Raw genomic sequence first — 18197 nt, forward strand, 5'->3', positions numbered from 1 at the left:
CGTCGCGCATCGCCTGCAAATCGCCGATTCTGTCGCCCGTCGCCGACCCGTCGTGAGCGCGCAGCGGCGGCGACGCACTTCGATTCACCGCCCGCGGTCTGTCGCCGCGGGTCCGTGGCTCGCGGTGTGTCGTCTGCGACCCGCGAACGCGGGCGCGTCGCCCTCGGTCGTCTCCGGACGGCTGGTCCGACGAGGCTCCACGAACAATGACCGGCGAAATTGAAACACTCGCAGACCTGAGCAAGCACTACAAAGACTCCGTGCCCGCGGACCTCCGCGAGGCCAAGAGCTTCGAGTGGTACTTGGAAGAGGTCTACGCCCACCCAAAGATCGCTCGCAACGCCCACCAGCGCGTGGCGGACATGTTCGACTTCTACGGCACCCGTTACGACGAGGACGCGGGCGTCGTGGAGTACCTCATGGCCTCCGAAGACCCCCTTCACGACGGGGAGAACGTCTTCTACGGCCGCGAAGTGCACGAGTCGATACACGAGTTCGTCAACAAGGTGAAATCGGGGGCCCGCGGCCTCGGCCCCGAAAAACGCATCAAACTCCTGTTGGGCCCCGTCGGCTCCGGGAAGTCGCACTTCGACTGGATTGCCCGCCGCTACTTCGAGGACTACACCATGTCCGACGAGGGGCGGATGTACACCTTCCGATGGACGAACCTCGGCGACGTCATCCGCGACCAGGACCCGTCCGACGACGTGGTCAAGTCACCGATGAATCAGGACCCGCTCGTGTTGCTCCCGCAGGAACAGCGCGACGTGGTCATAGAGCAGTTGAACGAGAACCTCGACGCGCCCTACACCATCCGGAACGACCAGGCGTTAGACCCCGCCTCGGAGTTCTACATGGACCGACTGCTGGCCCACTACGACGACGACTTAGAGGAGGTCGTCGAGAACCACATCGAAATCGTCCGGCTCGTCGCCTCCGAGAACAAACGCCAGTGCATCGAGACGTTCGAGCCGAAGGACAAGAAGAACCAAGACGAGACGGAACTCACCGGCGACGTCAACTACTCGAAGCTCGCGGTGTACGGCGAGTCCGACCCGCGGGCGTTCGACTACGCCGGCGCGTTCTGTAACGCGAACCGCGGCATCTTCTCCGGCGAGGAACTGCTGAAGCTCCAGCGAGAGTTCCTCTACGACTTCCTGCACGCCTCGCAGGAACAGACCATCAAGCCGAAGAACAACCCCCGAATCGACATCGACCAAGTCATCGTCGGGCGGACGAACATGCCGGAGTACCGAGAGAAGAAGGGCGACGAGAAGATGGAGGCGTTCAACGACCGGACCAAGCGCATCGACTTCCCGTACGTCCTCGAGTACGAACAGGAGGCCGAAATCTACCGGAAGATGCTCCGCAACGCCGACGTGCCTGACATCCACGTCGAGCCGCACACGCTGGAGATGTCCGGGCTGTTCGGCGTCCTGACCCGCATCGTCGAACCCGACTCCGACACCATCTCGCTCGTCCAGAAGGCGAAGGCCTACAACGGCGAGCTGGACGACGGCGACGACGTGGACGTGCGCAAACTCCGCGAGGAGGGCGAGAAGAAAGCCGACATCGCAGAGGGCATGGACGGCGTCTCCGCCCGGTTCATCGGCGACGAAATCGCCGAAGCCATCATGGACGCGACCCACCGCGGCCGGGGCTACCTCTCGCCGCTGTCATCCTTCACCCACCTCGAAGAGAATCTCGAGAACCACGGGTCGATTCCCGAGGAGAACCTCGAACGCTACCACCGCTACCTCGAAATGGTCCGCGAGGAGTACAAAGAGCGCGCCATCGAGGACGTGCGCCACGCGCTCGCCTACGACATCGACGAGATTCGCCGGCAGGGCGAGAAGTACATGGACCACGTCATGGCCTACATCGACGACGCGACGGTCGAAGACGAACTGACGGGTCGCGACCAGGACCCCGACGAGAAGTTCCTCCGCGCGGTCGAAGAGAAGCTCAACATCCCCGAGGACCGCAAGGACGACTTCCGACAGGAGGTCTCCAACTGGGTCTCCCGGCGCGCCCGCGAGGGCACGTCGTTCAATCCGCAGGACAACGACCGCCTCCGCCGCGCCCTCGAACGCAAGCTCTGGGAGGACAAGAAACACAACATCAACTTCTCGGCGCTCGTGAGCGCGAACGAGCTGGACGACGACGAGCGCAACGCGTGGATCGACGCGCTCGTCGACCAGGGCTACTCGCGCGACGGCGCACGGGAGGTGCTCGAGTTCGCCGGTGCGGAGGTGGCGAAGACCGAACTCGAAGGGTGACCATGCGAGACTACATCCGCGAGGCGGACGAGGCGCTCCGCGGCACCTACGAGGAGCCGATGAGCCTCGGCGAGTACGTCGACGCCGCGTTCGAGTCGCCGTCTATCGCCTCCCACGCGTCGAAGTACCTCCTGGAAGCCATCGAGTCGATGGGGACCAGACAGGTGGTCGAACAGGGCGAGGAGAAACAGCGCTACCGCTTTTTCGACGACCCCGCAAACGACGGCGAGCACGCGGTCCTCGGCAACACGGAGGTGCTCAACGCCTTCGTCGACGACCTGCGGACCATCGCCGCCGACCGCGGCAAGGCCGAGAAAATCGTCTGGTTCGACGGCCCGACGGCCACGGGTAAATCCGAGTTGAAACGCTGTCTCATCAACGGCCTCCGGGAGTACTCGAAGACCGACGCGGGGCGGCGCTACACCGTCGAGTGGAACGTCGCCAACGCCGACGACACCCGCGGGCTGTCCTACGGCGGCGAGGTCGACGCCGCCGACGAGGACTGGTACGAGAGCCCGGTCCAGTCGCACCCGCTTTCGGTGTTCCCCGCCGACGTGCGCAAGCGACTGCTGTCCGACCTCAACAGCAGGAACGGCGACCACATCCCCGTCGACGTGGACGAGGACCTCGACCCGTTCTGTCTGGAGGCGTACACCTACCTCGAAGAGGAGTTCCGCCGGGCGGGGAAAACCGACCTCTTCAGCGCCGTCACCGACCCGAAACACCTCCGGGTGAAGAACTACGTCGTCGACGTCGGCCGCGGCGTCGGCGTCCTCCACTCGGAGGACGACGGCTCGCCCAAGGAGCGACTGGTGGGGTCGTGGATGCCGAGCATGCTCCGCGAGCTGAACTCCCGCGGGCGGAAGAACCCGCAGGCGTTCAGCTACGACGGCGTGCTCTCGCAGGGCAACGGCCTCCTCACCATCGTCGAGGACGCCACCCAGCACGCCGACCTGCTCCAGAAGCTCCTGAACGTCCCCGACGAGGGGCACGTCAAACTGGACAAGGGTATCGGGATGGACATCGACACCCAGCTCGTCATCATCTCGAACCCGGACCTCGACGCCGAACTCGACAAGTACGCCGACAGGAACGGCCGCGACCCGCTGAAGGCGCTCAAGCGCCGGCTCAACAAACACGAGTTCCGCTACCTGACGAACCTCTCGCTGGAGGCCGAACTCATCCGCCGCGAACTGACCAACGAGACGAGCGTCTGGACCGACGACCCCGAGGCGATGGCCGACCGCGTCGCCGAGGCCGTCGCATTGGACGTCCGCGAGGGACCGGGCGAGGTCCGCACCCGCGAACTCGCGCCCCACACCGTCGAGGCCGCCGCGCTATACAGCGTCGTAACCCGCCTCGACGACGACGACGTGCCGCGCGACCCGGACCTCGAATTCGACCTCGTGGACAAGGCGCTGTTGTTCGACCGCGGCTACCTGCAAGTCGGTGACCAGCGCCGCGAGGTGTCCGCGTTCGAGTTCGTCGGCGACGCCGAGGGAACCCACGGGATTCCCGTGACGTTCACCCGCGATGTCATCGCTGACTTGCTCCACGACCGCATCGACCGCAGACACCCCGACCTCGACGTGTCGTCGGTGGTGATGCCGACCGACGTGCTCGACGAGATGGTCGCAGAACTCTCGGACGCGCCCGTGTTCTCGCGGGCGGAGTCCTCGGAGTACGAGGGCCGCATCGCGGCCGTCAAATCGTACATCTTCGACCAGCAGGAGGCCGACGTGCTCGACGCGCTCCTCGCGGACAAAGGGGTCGAGCGCGAGACGGTCGAGGAGTACGTCGAACACGTCTACGCGTGGGCGTCCGACGGACAGATAGAGACCGAACGCGGGCCGGTCGACCCCGACCCGCTTCTGATGAAACTGTTCGAGACCGAGCACCTCGGGCGCTTCTCGCCGGACGACTACGAGGGCAACGAGCCCTCCGAGTCGGTCGAGGAGTTCCGAAACGAGAAGGTCATCACCGCGCTCAACCGCTACGCGTGGGAGAACCGCGACGAGGGCTTTACCGTCTCCGACGTGGACCTCACCGAGATTCCGGTCATCCGGACGGTGCTCGAAACCCACGACTGGGAGGACGTGCGCCGGCTGTTTGCCGACCTCGACCCCCGCCAGTGGGACGACCCGCCGGCGAACACCGAGACGGCGCGGGTGAAAGCCCGCACCATCGACGAACTGGTCGACCGCGGCTACACCGCCGCGTCGGCCGAACTGACCAGCCGTGCCGTGATGAAGGAGGTGAGCCACACATGGGACTGAGAGACGACCTCGAACGATTCCGCGAAGTGGGCGAAGAGCGCCGCGAAGACCTCAAGGAGTTCATCTCCTACGGCGACCTCGGCGCGTCCGGGTCGAAAGACATCAAGATACCCATCAAGGTCGTTGACCTGCCGGAGTTCAAGTACGACCGCCTCGACATGGGCGGCGTCGGACAGGGGAAAGGCGGCACGCCCGACGTGGGCCAGCCGCTCGGCCAGCCCGAGCCCGGCGACGGCGAGGGCGAAGACGGCGACCCCGGCGAGGAGGGGGCCGAACACGAGTACTACGAGATGGACCCCGAGCAGTTCGCGGAGGCGTTAGACGAGGAACTCGGCCTCGAACTCGAACCGAAGGGCAAGGAGGTCGTAGAGGAGGTCGAAGGCGACTTCACCGACATCACCCGGAGCGGCCCCCACAGCACCCTCGACTTCGAGCGCCTGTTCAAGGAGGGCCTGAAGCGCAAGCTGGCGATGGACTTCGACGAGGAGTTCGTCCGCGAGGCGATGAAGGTCGAGGGCACCACCGCCCGCGAGGTGTTCGAATGGTGCCGCGAGAACAACATCCTCGTCTCGATGGCGTGGATAGAAGACGAGTGGAGCCGCATCCCGGACGACGAACGCGGGGCGTGGGCCTCCTTCGCGGAGATGGAGGAGAACGTCGAGCGGACGACGGCCATCCAGCGCATCCGCCGGGAAGGGCTCCGCGAGATTCCGTTCCGCCGCGAGGACGAGCGCTACCGCCACCCCGAAGTCATCGAGAAGAAGCAGTCGAACGTCGTGGTCGTCAACATCCGCGACGTGTCGGGGTCGATGCGGGAGACGAAGCGCGAACTCGTCGAGCGCACGTTCACGCCGCTGGACTGGTATCTCACGGGCAAGTACGACCACGCCGAGTTCGTCTACATCGCCCACGACGCCGAGGCGTGGGAGGTCGAACGCGACGAGTTCTTCGGCATCCGCTCGGGCGGCGGGACGCGAATCTCGTCGGCCTACGAGCTGGCCAAGGAGGTCTTAGACGAGCGCTACCCGTGGCGCGAGTGGAACCGCTACGTCTTCGCCGCGGGCGACTCCGAGAACTCCTCGAACGACACGAAAGAGCGGGTCGTCCCGCTCATGCAGGAGATAGACGCGAACCTCCACGCCTACGTGGAGACCCAGCCCGGCGGGACCGCAATCAACGCAACCCACGCAGAAGAGGTCGAACGGAGCCTCGGAGAGCAGGGTAACGTCGTGGTCGCGTACGTCTCGGAGCCCGACGACGTCATCGACGCCATCTACACCATCCTCAGCACGGAGGCGACAGCAGAATGAGTTTCAGACGACACCGCAGAGACGCACAGCGCGAGGCCGCCAGACTCGACGAGCCCGTCCGGGAGGCCGGCGCGCTCGCCAAGAAGCTCGGACTCGACCCCTACCCGGTGAACTACTGGGTGGTCAACTACGACGAGATGAACCAGCTCATCGCCTACGGCGGCTTCCAAGAGCGGTATCCGCACTGGCGGTGGGGGATGACCTACGACCGCCAGCGGAAGACCGACCAGTTCGGCATGGGCAAGGCGTTCGAAATCGTCAACAACGACGACCCCGCGAACGCCTTCCTCCAGGAGTCGAACTCGCTGGCCGACCAGAAGGCCGTCATCACCCACGTCGAGGCGCACTCGGACTTCTTCAAGAACAACCAGTGGTTCGGGCTGTTCTCCGACGAGGGGCAGTTCGCCGCGGCCGCGATGCTCGAACGCCACGCCCAGACCATCGAGCGGTACGTCCAGAACCCCGACATCAGCCGGGACGACGTGGAGAAGTTCATCGACGCCGTGCTCTGTCTGGAAGACACCATCGACCAGCACCGGACCATCCGCGAGGCCGCCGCCGACGAGGACGGCCGCATCCCCGAGGACATCCGCGCCCAGTTGGACAGCCTCGACATCTCCGACGACGTGCGCCGCGAGGTGTTCGACGACGCGTGGCTCGAACAGGTCGAGGAGGCCGAACGCGAGGCCGCGAAGCTCACCGACCCCCGGAAGGACGTGCTCGCGTACGTCCGCGAACACGGCATGCGGTACGACGAGGAGACGGGCAAGGCCGAGGAGATGGAGCCGTGGCAGAAGGACGTCCTCGACATGCTCCGCGAGGAGGCGTACTACTTCGCCGCCCAGAAGATGACGAAGGTGATGAACGAGGGCTGGGCGGCCTACTGGGAGTCGCTCATGATGGGCGACGAGCGCTTCGCGGGCACGGACGAGTTCATCACCTACGCCGACCACCAGTCGCGCGTCCTCGGCTCGCCCGGACTCAACCCCTACAAGCTCGGCAAGGAGCTGTGGGAGTACATCGAGAACTCGACGAACCGCGCGGAGGTCGCAGACAAACTCCTGCGCGTGACGGGCGTCACGTGGCGCAACTTCCACGAGACGGTCGACTTCGACGAGGTGCAGGAACACCTCCGGGCGGACCCAGCTATCGACGGCGTCAGCGCCGACTCGCTCGACGAACTGTCCGAACTCGGCCCCGACGACCCGAGAGTCGACCACGAGACGCTCGACAGGGCGCTGTCGGGCGACGACTCGCTCGACCTCGATGCGTACCCGTGGAAGCTCCTCACCTACGAGGGGCTCGCGGAGCGACACTACTCGCTCGTCAAGTCGCAGAACCGCGGGTTCCTCAGCCGGATTCGGCGCTCCGAACTCGAACAGCTCTCGCGGTATATGTTCGACGACGAGGTGTACGACAGCGTCGAAGACGCCCTCGCCGACGTGGACAAGACCGCCGGCTGGGACCGGATGCGCGAGATTCGCGAGAGCCACAACGACGTGACGTTCCTCGACGCGTTCCTCTCCGAGGAGTTCGTCCGCGCGAACCACTACTTCGCCTACGAGTACTCCCAGTCGTCCCAGCAGTTCCGCGTCTCGTCGTCGGAGTACCGCGACGTGAAAAAGAAGCTCCTGTTCCAGTTCACCAACTTCGGGAAGCCGACCATCGCGGTGTACGACGGGAACTTCGACAACCGCGGGGAACTCCTCTTGGGCCACCAGTACAACGGCGTCATCCTCGACATGAAGCAGGCCAAGGGCGTCTTGGAGCGCGTCTACCACCTCTGGGGCCGGCCGGTGAATCTGATGACCATCACGAAGGAGTTCGACGAACACGAGGTCGAAGTCGCCCGGCGACGGGGGCGCGAGCCGACGCCCGAAGAGCGAGCCATCCGGATTCGGTACGACGGCGAGTCGTTCGAGGAACACGACCTCGACCCCGAACTGGAAGCCCGCATCGCCGCCGGCGAGGTCGACTACGACACGAAGCCCGATGACTGGCTCTGAGCGGAGCGATGGACGACGCTGACTCGTCGACTCCGCCCGGAGACGAAGAGCAGGCGGACGACTCGCTCGACGAGGCCGACATCCACGACGTGCTCAGAAACGAGCGGCGACGGCTCGCGCTCGAACGGCTGCGCGACGGTGACGGGCCGGAGTCGGTCGGTGACCTCGCGGAGCACATCGCCGAGATAGAGTCCGGCGAGTCGCCGCCCCCGAAGAACGTTCGCCAGAGCGTCTACATCTCGCTTCACCAGACCCACCTCCCTAAACTCGACTCGCTCCGCATCGTCGCGTACGACTCGCGGGCGAAGACCGTCTCGCTGGGGTCGAGCGCGGCGGAACTCGACTACTTCCTGGACGACGCGGAGCCGACGCAAGCTCCCTTCGCGCTCCTGTCGCTCGCGACCTGTCTGGCTGGACTCGCGCTCCTCGTCGCCGGCTGGATGGGCGTCCCCGTCATCGACCGCGTGGACCCGCGGCTCGTCGCCGGCCTCGCGCTCACCGCCGTCGCCGTCGTCGCCGGCGCGGAGCTCGGATTGCGGACGCGAAGCCGAACGTAGCTCGGAGACACGGTCGCGGTCCGTCCTATTCCACCCGCCCCGATTCCATCAGCCCCGAATCCGCCGTTCGACTCAAGTCACCCCCATCCTAAGCGCCGCCGATGATGTCCGAGTCAACTTCGCTCGCGTGGTTCCGCCGCGACCTCCGTCTGCACGACAACGCGGCGTTCGCGGCCGCCTGCGACGCCGACCGCGTGGTTCCCGTCTACTGCGTGGACCCGCGCGAGTACGGCGACCGACCGTTCGGCGGCCCCGACTCCTTCGACTTCGAGAAGACCGGCGCGCACCGCGCCCGCTTCCGCCTCGAATCGCTGGCCGACCTGCGGGCGTCGCTCCGCGACCGCGGAAGCGACCTCGTCGTCCGCGAGGGTCGCCCCGAGTCCGTCCTCCCCGAGGTGGCCGCCACCGTCGACGCCGACTTCGTGACGGTCCACACGCGCCCGACACCCGAGGAGTCGCGCGTCGAATCGGCGGTCGAAACGGAACTTCGAGACGGCGGCGTCGAACTCCGGCGCTTCTGGGGGCACACGCTCACCCACCTCGACGACCTCCCGATGGCGCTTTCCGACCTCCCGGACACGTACACGACGTTTCGGAAGGCGGTCGAATCGGCCGCCGAAGACGCCGGGACGGGCGATGCAGCAGCCGGCGACGAGCACGCGAGCGACGGCGACCCCGGCGGCCGCGACCCGCTTCCCGAACCGACCGTCCCGCCGCTTCCCGACGACGCGCCCGACGCGGGCGACCTCCCCGCGGTCTCGGACCTCGTCGGAACCGCGGACGCGAACGCCGACCGCGCTCCCGACGACCGCGGCGTCCTCCCCTTCGACGGCGGCGAGACGGCCGCGCTCGACCGCGTTGAGTCGTACGTCTGGGCGGGCGACCACCTCCGCGAGTACAAGGAGACGCGGAACGGGCTGCTCGGAGCCGACTACTCCTCGAAGTTCTCGCCGTGGCTGAACGAGGGCTGTCTCTCGTCGCGGTACGTCAAGGCCGAGGTGGACCGCTACGAGGCCCGCCGAGTCGAAAACGACTCGACGTACTGGCTCGTCTTCGAACTCCGTTGGCGCGACTTCTTCCAGTTCCAGTTCGCCAAACACGGGAGCGACTGCTTCCGCCGCGCGGGCATCCGCGAGCGGACCGACATCGACTGGCGACGCGACGACGCGCAGTTCGAGCGCTGGGCGGCGGGGAAAACTGGTATCCCTTTCGTCGACGCGAACATGCGAGAACTGAACGCGACGGGCTACATGTCGAACCGCGGGCGACAGAACGCCGCGTCGTTCCTCGCGAACGACCTCCGACTGGACTGGCGACGCGGCGCGGCCTACTTCGAGACGCGACTCGTCGACTACGACCCCGCGTCGAACTACGGCAACTGGGCCTACATCGCGGGCGTCGGCAACGACTCGCGGGACCGCTCGTTCGACGTGCGCTGGCAGGCGACGCGCTACGACGAGGACGCCGAGTACGTGAAGACGTGGCTCCCCCAACTCGACGCGTTACCCGCCGAATACGCTCACGAACCGTGGCAACTCAGCGGGGCCGAACAGGCGTCCTACGGCGTCGAGTTGGGCGTGGACTACCCCGAACCGATGGTCGATTTCTCCGATTAGATGCCCCACGCGTCGTCGGTCTCGCCGCCGACACGGGCCACGGCGACCGCGAGAACCGTCACGAGCGCGAACCCGATGAACGCGAGTCGGGGAATCGTCAGGAGGCCGCCGAGCATCGAATACTGGATGGACGTACACGGGCCGCCGACGGTACAGGTCGCTCCGGGCGCGACTTGCAGGTACGAATGGTAGCCCGAAAGCGCGAGGCCGCCGAGCGAGAAGGGGAGCACCGTCTTCCAGACGTCGGGTCGGTCCTCGACCGCGGCGACCCCGAGCACCACGACGAGCGGGTACATCAGGATGCGCTGGTACCAACAGAGGTCGCAGGGCGTCAGTCCGAGGCCGAGGCTGAAGTAGAGGCTCCCGCTCGTCGCGGCGAGCGCGACGAGCGTTCCCGCGGCGAGCGTGGCGCGCGTCGCGTCCGACACGGTCAGGCGCTCCCGCGACGAGGCGCGCGCCTCGCTCCGCTCGGTCCGTTCGGCTTCGGAGCCGACTGCTGTCGCTCCTCGGGCGGTTCGCCACGGTCTCGTCGAGTCGAGTTGCGTATCATCGCTCGTTGGTCGTGGCGCGACGATAGCCCTCGGCGTACCTCAAGCCATCGGCTCGCCCGGCGAGCCGTCGTCGCTCCGGTCGCACGCCCGCGGCGGTCGCTGGCTGCTCGCGTTGGGGCCGCCAGTCCCGCTCACGGCTGAAAGCCGACGGTAGTGACGATGACGACGCCGACGACGCCGGCGACCACGAGGAGCGCGCTTCGCCGGGCCACCGGCCCGAGAAGCTCCCGGTCGACGCTCGCCGCGAGCGCGACCTTGACCGCGATGCTCGCGGCGGTGCCGGCGAGGACGCCGACGACCGCGGTCGTCCCGCCGATAGTGCCGCCGTCGTAGAGCGTGACGGCGGTCGTAACGACCGAGCCGCTCGACACGAGTCCGCCGAGGAAGCTCGTCACGACGAACCCGGTCGCGCCGAAGTACTCCTGTGCCGCCGCGGAGGCGAGCAACACGAGGAGGAAGAAGACGCCGAATCGGAGGGCGCTTTCGAGGCTGAACGGCGACTCGAACGCCACGTCGAGGTCGACGTTCCACTCGCGGGAGTGCAGCGCGTAGCCCACTCCGGCGAGCGCGACGAGACCGAGTGGAACCCCCACCTCGACCGCGAGTTCCGGGACGAACACGGCGACGAGCGAGAGGTTCCGCAGCGCCATCGCCGCGTCGGCCATCAGAATCGCGGCGGCCGCGAGCGGCCGAATCGACGGGTTTCGACTGGTCCGCCCGGCTATCTCACCGATGACGGCCGTGGAGTTCACCAACCCGCCGAAAAACCCCGTGATAGCGATGCCGCGCTCGCCGTACCGGCGGATGATGACGTAGTTGACGAAGCCGATTGCGCTCACCGCGACGACGAGCAGCCAGACGGTCCGGGGGCTGACGGCGTCCCACGGACCGACCTGCCCTTCAGGGAGCAACGGGTAGACGACGAACGCGATGATGGCGAACTCGACGGCGCTTCGGACCTCGTCGGTCGTCAGTCGCCGCGCGAACCCGTGGAGTTCTCGCCGCAGGACCAACAGGAGCGACGAGGTGAGCGCGACGACGACCCCCTCGATGACGAAGCCGCTTACGACCGCCGCGCCGACCGCGTAGGCGACCAGAAGCGACGTGGACGTGGTGAGCGAGAGGCTCACGCCGAGGTCGTCTAATCGAGCGGCGCTGTCAGCGGTGCTGTCGTCGTCGCGGCGGGCATCGGACTCGTCGCCGCCTTCGGTTTCGGCGTCGTCCTGCGAGTCGGCTCCGTCGCCCCGCCCGTTCGGCCCGCGGTCGAACAGCCCGCGACTCCCGAGCAACACCGCCTGGACGACCACCAACAGGCCCCCGACCGCCAGAAGGATGTCGCTCCCGACTGCGACGGCGATGCCGCCGAGGAGGCTCGTCAGGGTGAACGTTCGAACGCCGGCGCTCTTTTTCGACCGCTCGCGCTCCAAGCCGAGGAACATCCCTAACGCCGCCGCGACGAACAGGCGGACGATGACGGGGTCGACCTGCGAGGTTAACTCTTCGACCATCACCGAACCCCTGTATCCCCGTGTTCCATGCTATCGTGTGTATTTTAATTGCTATCGTTAAAAACGTGTAAGCTAATTGGATGTGGAGATGGCGGTCGTTCACTCGCCCAACTCCGCTTGCCCCACGCAGTCACGGGGCCGAGGGACACGGACAGCTCTCGGTGGTCGGGTTCGACAGCAGCGCTCAGTGGGCGATTCCACCGACGTGGGCGCACCTCCCGCGCCGGAGAGCACCGTCGTTGACGCGAGCCAGTCCGGGCATCAGTCGAACGCGTCTGGAACGTGGTCGTCTCCCGGCGGCATTTCCGACGGAGAAACACTGCTCTCGGTTGTTTACGCTTTCCAAGCGAAGCACCGTGTAGGCATGGCCGATACAAACCCTGAGGAGCACTGTGGTATCGGAATCCGAGGCGTCGCGATTGGAATCGATTCGTTCGTGTGGATTGCGCTGCTATTCGTTTCGATTTTGGTCGCAGGAGTGTTCACCGGACAGGTCGAGACAAGCGCACGAGGGCTGAACACGGATTTAGAAGGGGGCTCTGCGTCGATGGCGCTGGGACTGTGGCTCGTTTTGGCGCTCGGCTATCACACCGTCATGGAGTGGCAGTTCGGGAAGACGATCGGGAAGGCGCTCGTGAACATCCGCGTGACGAGTACCGGTGGGGCCGGCCTTACGCTCGGCACCGCCTCGATACGGAACGTGTTACGGCTCGTCGATTGGTTCCCCGGTTTGTACCTCGTCGGCGTCGTCGGGATTGCGGTGTCGGACCGGCAGCAGCGCCTCGGTGACAGGCTGGCGGGGACCACGGTCGTCAGTGCGTGACACGCTACGTGACCCCGTCGTAGAGGCGAATCGTAACGATACTTCCGTCCGGAGTGTTCGGCTGGAACCGAAGCTCGCCCCCCATCTGGGTGACGGCCCAGTTGACGAACCAGAGCCCGATTCCCTGACCGTGTTTGAGTTGCGTCTCGGTCCCAGCAGCGAGAATCTCCTGTTCCCGTTCGGGAAGTCCCGGCCCGTCGTCCGCCACGACGAGTTCAGCCGATGCGTCCGAACGCTCTCGAACCCGGAGTTCGACGGCCGGCGAGTCCTTGTCCGAGTGAATGATTGCGTTTTCGACTAGCTCAGTGAGCACCTGCTGAAGTACCGTTCGGTGAGCGGTGACCGAGACATCGTCGGGGGAGTCAAGCGTTATTTCGGCCGGATTGTCACCGGTTCGGAACTGGTCGGCCACCGATTTCGCAACGCCCGTAAGAGCGACCGATTCCGGTGGTTCGGTACTTGCTGACATGAGTTCCTCGGCCTCTCTGACTTTCTCACTCAGTTCGAGCAGGTCCGTCGTACTGTCTCGGATACCGGTTCGTATCTCTTCGTCATCGACGTGGTCGGCGTAGGCGAGGACGACATCCAAGTCGTTTCGCACGTTGTGACGGAGGATTCGGTTGAGGACTGTGAGCCGCTGTTCACGGGTTCGCCGGTCTGTCACGTCTCGGAAGAGGGCCGTTCTGGCGACCGGGTTGTCCTCCTCATCCGTCGCGGATTCGGTGACCGCGGAGACGCTGTATTGGAACTGTCGGCGGCCCTTCGAGGTCTGGAGTGCGACCGTTCCGCTGGCACCCACGGAGAGGTCCGCCCGTTCGAGCCCGTCGACGACCGAACGAATCGGCGCTCCGATTATCGTCGCTGCCGACCTGTCGAACAACGCCGCGGTCGTCTCGTTCACGTCGAGAACGTGGTCGTCCCAATCGAGGACGAAAATCGCCTCCTGTAAGGTTTCTACCACACGCGTCCGTGCGACGTAATCGGCTTTCGGGAAGCCGGTCATGACGGGATACCGTCGCACGGCAACCGCGAGGAGGACGCCGGCCACGAGCAGGCCAACCGTCGTACTGCCGGGGAGCGTGGCACTGTTCCCCGCGAGGCTGGGCAGGTAGGGCGCTGAAACGCCGCCGGTGAGGATTGCGACGTGTGTGTTCGACACCCTGGCGTGGTTGCCACCGAGGTCAACCAAGAGGTACGTCGCGTACAGGTACAGTGCGAACAGGTACAGGACTTCCGTGCCGATTAGCGAGGCGATCATGTATTCGACGGCCGTCTCCGACGGCCCGACCACGATGGTAAGCCCGCTCAAGAGAACCGGGAGTGCGATTCCGGCGAGCAGCGCGACTCGCTTCCACGTCAGACCGGTTCCACGACCGGTGTAGCTGAGCGCGTACACGACCCAGATACCCGGGATGACCAGTGCGGCCCCGATTTGGCCAAACGACAACAGCGTCGAAAGCACAGCGACGGACGATGCGCCCGGGAGGTCGGACCCGAAGGCGAATACGGCCCACAGCGTCAGCGCAGCGAGGAGCGAGATGAACGGTTCCGCACTGGGTTGCTCCCGAGACTGGAACGCCGTCCATGTGGTCCGGCCAAGGAGAACGACCGCCGCGGCGTTGAGAGCGAGCGCACCTAGTGTCGATTGGAACGCCATTGATTGGGAGTCTCGTGTCAATCTATCGTACAGTATTATGAACTCGGTGATGACGCGTCTCGAACTGCCCGGTGAGCAGTCTCGTTGCGGGTTCACGCGCGGTCGAATCGGACGGATTCCAAGATGCGGTTCGGAAGTGAACTCGCAGTCTGTCTTCGAAGCGAGGCCGATACGCGTTGCGGGACGAGCAGGGAGGGAGAGAGGTGGAGGCCATCCAGTCACCCGTCCGGGGGATGACGGGCAGGTAGGCCGTGTCGCCCGTTGATGATAAGAGGTTTTTCTGCGTTTCTCCGTCTGAAACAGGTGCAAATCGGCTTCTCAGCTACCCCGAGACACTAACCATCGCATCGATGCCGTTCTCGTCGAGGGAGACCGAAAGCGAGGTGGGGACGGCCTCGAACCGCTCTCGATGGTGTCCGTCCTCACAGATGGACATCTCGGTTCGCACGAGCCCTGCGTCGCGAAGGGCGTTGAGGCGGCGGTACGCCGTCGGCCGTGAGACGTCGGCGGCTTCGGCGACATCCCTGCCACACCGGGGTTGCTCGGCGACGGCTTCGTAGACGCGGCGGGTGTACTTGTCACCGAAGAGGTCGAAGAGCTCCGCCGTCGTGAGGTCGTCGGTCTCGGTGCGTTCGAGCGGCTGCTTCGACCTGGATGCTTCGGGGTGGGCGGTCATACGATTGGGGATGGCCCGTGACCTACTGGAGGGATGTGCTAGGAGTGCAGACCGCTCCACGCGGCCGACTCTAGGAGTCCAGACGAGTCTGCGAAGAGAAGGCCATCAGTTATGGGGGCTCAGTCACGACGCCCACGGTAGATAGCGAGACAGATGCCCGGAACAGATGGTGCGGCGGACGTTCGCGCGCTCATCGTGGACGACGAGCGGGAAGTAGCGGACGCGTACGCGTTGCGCTTGCGAGGCTACTGCGAGGTCGAAACCGCATACGGCGGTGAGGAGGCGCTCTCGGTTATCCGCGATTCACCGGTCGACATCGTCCTCTTAGATCGTCATATGCCGGGACTGTCCGGTGACGACGTGTTGACCGAACTCGACGAACGCGACTTCTCTGGCCGTGTCGTCATGGTGACCGCGGTCGACCCCGGAGTGGAAGTCCTGGATATGCCGTTCGACGACTACCTGTGCAAGCCCGTCGACCGGGAGGACGTGCGCGCCGTAATCGACCAGCAGCAACGGATTCTCGCCTACGAGACGCTCGGAGAATTCTTTCGCGTCGAGGCCAAGCGTGCGGTACTCGAAGCGGAACTGAGCCCGGAGCGACGCCGTGAACACGAGGGATACGATGAGACCGCAGCGCGGGCGCGACGGCTCGAACGACGAACGCGGCGGCTGTTGCCGGACGACAGCATTCTCGACCAGTTCGACGAAATCGAGCGCGAAGGCGTCTGACACTCGTCTGTTCCCGCGGAGCCCCTCACTACGGACCCGCGTGCTGACCCCAGAGACTGAACAGACGCCACAGAGACGACGTCACATCGGCAGGTTCGCAAACGTAACCACGAGTCCGATGAGGACGAACCCAACAGACGTAACGATTCCGTACCAGACAACGCCAATTCCGAGGGCCAGTCGGGGACTCTGCCCATCCCCGGTGGGCGTCCGATGGCAACGTTCTGGCAGGACCCGGAGAACAACGAGCGCGAGGGTACTCGGGAAGAGGAGATTGACAGCGAGAACACCACCAACGATGCCGACGGCATCACCCCCCGTTACCGTCCCCGTTCCCGCGGTGAGTAACATCACGACGAGATACGAGAGAGACTGCGCCGCGAGTAGCACGCTCCCGATTAGCGGATAGTTCACGACGAGCCGGTTGGTCGGCCACCGGAACAGTTCACGGAGCCGTGTAATGGCCAGAAGCGGGGACCAAAACAGGAGAGTAACGACTGTGAAGCCGGCGACGACGCTTAGTGCTGCTCGGACCATACCCATCCACGTGCGCTTGCGACTGTATCTTTCCGGGCTGTGTTTCCATCGCTGAAGCACGAACGGACCAATATCGCACGGCTCAGACGGATGACAGCAGAGGCGTTCAACGCGTCTCGGAGGACCGCGAACTCTCGTTGAGATACGCGTCGAGGAGCTTCCGTTGTCCCGCTCGGAGGTGGTAGAGGAGCGTCGAGCCGGTGATATCGAGGGAGGCAGCGACTTCTTCGGCTGTGCTTCCACGGGGTGATTCGAAGTAGTCCGCGAAGTACGCGGTCTGAAGTGCGGTTCGTTGTCGCTCCGTCAAGGCGTCGTGCAACGCGTCTCTGAATTCACGAGCGGTGGTCACGGAGCGCTCTCGTTCCTCTTTGGCGACGAACTCCATGTTGTAGTCGCGGCTGACCGCGTCTGCGATACGCCGCACGTCGCCGTCTGGTGGCAGCTCTACGACGATTCGGCCGGTACCACTGTCGAAGTTCGCACGGCGAACAGTCCCACCGAGAGACGAGATGGCGAGCAACGGAGTGGACCCCTTGACGGTGAGTTCCACGGACCCCCCCGACTCAGACTCGCGAATGGCTCTCAAATCGTCGATACCGGCGATGTCAGCGGCAGCCCCCTCGACCGCCTGCATAGTCGAGCCCTCGACCGAGACGAAACAAAGTAGTGCGTCATCTCCGTGCGGTACGACTCCCTCCAGTCGCAACGTCGAATCCAGAGCCTTACTCAATCGAGATACGACCGACCCGTCACCAACTTCGAAGGTGAGCTCCGCGACGCTATCTGAGAGCAGTAGATTCCGGTTCCGAGCGGCGGTGACCGCGAAGCCGGCGACATCACCTAACGTCTCGAAACTGGTGTACGCTCGGTCCGAGAACGCCTCGGTTCCGCTGGCGTAGATGCCGACCACACCGTGTACGTTCGAGCCGTACACGAGCGGAACCGCGAGCGCTGATTGGACGCCGTCCGCAAATCCGGCGGTTCCGACCGAGTCCGGGACTTGAGAGTCATCGACGAGCGGTTGCGCCGCTTGCAGACGCCCGGTCTCTACCGCACGCTCTTCCAGCGTCGTGGTCGTCTCGTCGTCGAGCGCGTCGCGGACGGCTGCAACGGTCTCGCCGGTGTCGCCAGCGGCGGCGTGAAGGACGAGACTGTCGCTCCCGATTTCGCGCTCACCGACCCAGGCGAACTCGTAAATATCCGTCTCTCCGAGGCTGCGGCAGATGGTCTCGGCGATTTCCGCGCGAGACGTTGCTCCGACGAGTTCTGTGAGGATTTCCGAAAGCACGGTTTCGATGACGGCCGTCCGCTTGTGCTCGATCCGCAGTTTCTCGACCGACTGCTCGTGGCGTCTCCGCTCCGTCACATCTTCGACGTAGATGGCGACCCCGTCGTCAGTAGACGCGACGGAGACGCCGAGCCAGCGTTCCAACTCGGGATAGTACTCCTCAAAGGACGTTTCCGTAATGGAACTCCCCTCGAATGCGAGCAGCAGCGAATCCTCGACGGACCGGGGGAACACCTCGGCGAGTGGGGCACCGACTACGTCTCCCGCGGCACCGATGCGCGACCGCGCGACCTCGTTGATATCGTTCACGGTCCCATCCGCCGAGACGGCGAGGACGCCGACGGGTGCGTGCCGGAGTCGGTCATCCATAGTTAGTGACTG

At 65.2% G+C, this 18197-nt stretch carries 14 protein-coding genes; 8 read left to right on the plus strand and 6 right to left on the minus strand.

From position 1 onward, the window contains the following. Window positions 1-206: 206 nt before the first annotated feature. From DVK03_RS08965 to DVK03_RS08990, 6 genes are all read left to right on the plus strand, one after another. Entirely contained in the window at window positions 207-2279 is a 2073-nt protein-coding gene (locus DVK03_RS08965; protein ID WP_006601555.1) for a PrkA family serine protein kinase, read from the plus strand. Between the two features lie 2 nt (window positions 2280-2281). Continuing rightward, entirely contained in the window at window positions 2282-4555 is a 2274-nt protein-coding gene (locus DVK03_RS08970) for a PrkA family serine protein kinase (protein WP_049896334.1), read from the plus strand. Further along, window positions 4546-5865 (plus strand): YeaH/YhbH family protein, encoded by a 1320-nt coding sequence (locus DVK03_RS08975; RefSeq protein WP_004044665.1) that lies wholly within the window; start codon window positions 4546-4548, stop codon window positions 5863-5865. The genes DVK03_RS08970 and DVK03_RS08975 overlap by 10 nt, the downstream gene beginning before the upstream one ends. After that, complete coding sequence (locus DVK03_RS08980) at window positions 5862-7871, plus strand: SpoVR family protein (RefSeq protein ID WP_115802772.1); 2010 nt, start codon at window positions 5862-5864, stop codon at window positions 7869-7871. The genes DVK03_RS08975 and DVK03_RS08980 overlap by 4 nt, the downstream gene beginning before the upstream one ends. A gap of 8 nt (window positions 7872-7879) precedes the next feature. Beyond that, window positions 7880-8428, plus strand: a complete 549-nt coding sequence (locus tag DVK03_RS08985) for a hypothetical protein (RefSeq protein WP_008605649.1) — start codon at window positions 7880-7882, stop codon at window positions 8426-8428. Window positions 8429-8532: 104 nt separating this feature from the next. Continuing rightward, complete coding sequence (locus tag DVK03_RS08990) at window positions 8533-10044, plus strand: DASH family cryptochrome (RefSeq protein ID WP_115803310.1); 1512 nt, start codon at window positions 8533-8535, stop codon at window positions 10042-10044. Here DVK03_RS08990 and DVK03_RS08995 read toward each other — a convergent pair. Beyond that, complete coding sequence (locus DVK03_RS08995; protein WP_115802773.1) at window positions 10041-10472, minus strand: disulfide bond formation protein B; 432 nt, start codon at window positions 10470-10472, stop codon at window positions 10041-10043. The genes DVK03_RS08990 and DVK03_RS08995 overlap by 4 nt on opposite strands. 254 nt (window positions 10473-10726) lie before the next feature. Continuing rightward, a complete protein-coding gene (locus DVK03_RS09000; RefSeq protein ID WP_115802774.1) occupies window positions 10727-12103 on the minus strand; it encodes an MgtC/SapB family protein in 1377 nt (458 codons plus the stop codon). Window positions 12104-12290: 187 nt separating this feature from the next. On the opposite strand from DVK03_RS09000, the gene DVK03_RS09005 reads away from it, so the two are divergent. Continuing rightward, the gene (locus tag DVK03_RS09005; protein WP_199505987.1) at window positions 12291-12926 is read left to right on the plus strand and encodes an RDD family protein; all 636 of its coding nucleotides are present in this window, start codon (window positions 12291-12293) and stop codon (window positions 12924-12926) included. Between the two features lie 4 nt (window positions 12927-12930). On the opposite strand, the gene DVK03_RS09010 is transcribed toward DVK03_RS09005, so the two are convergent. Together DVK03_RS09010 and DVK03_RS09015 are read right to left on the minus strand one after the other, a co-directional pair. Further along, a complete protein-coding gene (locus tag DVK03_RS09010; protein WP_115802776.1) occupies window positions 12931-14583 on the minus strand; it encodes an ATP-binding protein in 1653 nt (550 codons plus the stop codon). Between the two features lie 322 nt (window positions 14584-14905). Continuing rightward, window positions 14906-15259 carry a winged helix-turn-helix domain-containing protein gene (locus DVK03_RS09015; protein WP_004044657.1) on the minus strand — a complete coding sequence of 118 codons (354 nt, stop codon included), beginning with the start codon at window positions 15257-15259 and terminating at the stop codon, window positions 14906-14908. Between the two features lie 153 nt (window positions 15260-15412). On the opposite strand from DVK03_RS09015, the gene DVK03_RS09020 reads away from it, so the two are divergent. Then, window positions 15413-15991, plus strand: coding sequence for a response regulator transcription factor (locus DVK03_RS09020; RefSeq protein ID WP_004044656.1), 579 nt, complete (start codon window positions 15413-15415; stop codon window positions 15989-15991). 81 nt (window positions 15992-16072) lie between these two features. Here DVK03_RS09020 and DVK03_RS09025 read toward each other — a convergent pair whose 3' ends face one another. After that, a complete protein-coding gene (locus DVK03_RS09025; RefSeq protein WP_008605297.1) occupies window positions 16073-16534 on the minus strand; it encodes a hypothetical protein in 462 nt (153 codons plus the stop codon). 100 nt (window positions 16535-16634) lie between these two features. After that, the gene (locus tag DVK03_RS09030; RefSeq protein ID WP_115802777.1) at window positions 16635-18185 is read right to left on the minus strand and encodes a bacterio-opsin activator domain-containing protein; all 1551 of its coding nucleotides are present in this window, start codon (window positions 18183-18185) and stop codon (window positions 16635-16637) included. Window positions 18186-18197: the final 12 nt, after the last annotated feature.

It is taken from the genome of Haloferax sp. Atlit-109R (genome assembly GCF_003665865.1).
Taxonomy (GTDB): Archaea; Halobacteriota; Halobacteria; order Halobacteriales; family Haloferacaceae; genus Haloferax; species Haloferax volcanii.

What these genes read in the sequence shown, in the direction of transcription:
- DVK03_RS09030 (WP_115802777.1), bottom strand. Translation starts at nt 18,185, where the DNA reads ATGGATGACCGACTCCGGCACGCACCCGTCGGCGTCCTCGCCGTCTCG.
- DVK03_RS09025 (WP_008605297.1), bottom strand. Translation starts at nt 16,534, where the DNA reads ATGGGTATGGTCCGAGCAGCACTAAGCGTCGTCGCCGGCTTCACAGTC.
- DVK03_RS09000 (WP_115802774.1), bottom strand. Translation starts at nt 12,103, where the DNA reads ATGGTCGAAGAGTTAACCTCGCAGGTCGACCCCGTCATCGTCCGCCTG.
- DVK03_RS08985 (WP_008605649.1), top strand. Translation starts at nt 7,880, where the DNA reads ATGGACGACGCTGACTCGTCGACTCCGCCCGGAGACGAAGAGCAGGCG.
- DVK03_RS09010 (WP_115802776.1), bottom strand. Translation starts at nt 14,583, where the DNA reads ATGGCGTTCCAATCGACACTAGGTGCGCTCGCTCTCAACGCCGCGGCG.
- DVK03_RS08980 (WP_115802772.1), top strand. Translation starts at nt 5,862, where the DNA reads ATGAGTTTCAGACGACACCGCAGAGACGCACAGCGCGAGGCCGCCAGA.
- DVK03_RS08970 (WP_049896334.1), top strand. Translation starts at nt 2,282, where the DNA reads ATGCGAGACTACATCCGCGAGGCGGACGAGGCGCTCCGCGGCACCTAC.
- DVK03_RS09020 (WP_004044656.1), top strand. Translation starts at nt 15,413, where the DNA reads ATGCCCGGAACAGATGGTGCGGCGGACGTTCGCGCGCTCATCGTGGAC.
- DVK03_RS08965 (WP_006601555.1), top strand. Translation starts at nt 207, where the DNA reads ATGACCGGCGAAATTGAAACACTCGCAGACCTGAGCAAGCACTACAAA.
- DVK03_RS08975 (WP_004044665.1), top strand. Translation starts at nt 4,546, where the DNA reads ATGGGACTGAGAGACGACCTCGAACGATTCCGCGAAGTGGGCGAAGAG.
- DVK03_RS08990 (WP_115803310.1), top strand. Translation starts at nt 8,533, where the DNA reads ATGTCCGAGTCAACTTCGCTCGCGTGGTTCCGCCGCGACCTCCGTCTG.
- DVK03_RS09015 (WP_004044657.1), bottom strand. Translation starts at nt 15,259, where the DNA reads ATGACCGCCCACCCCGAAGCATCCAGGTCGAAGCAGCCGCTCGAACGC.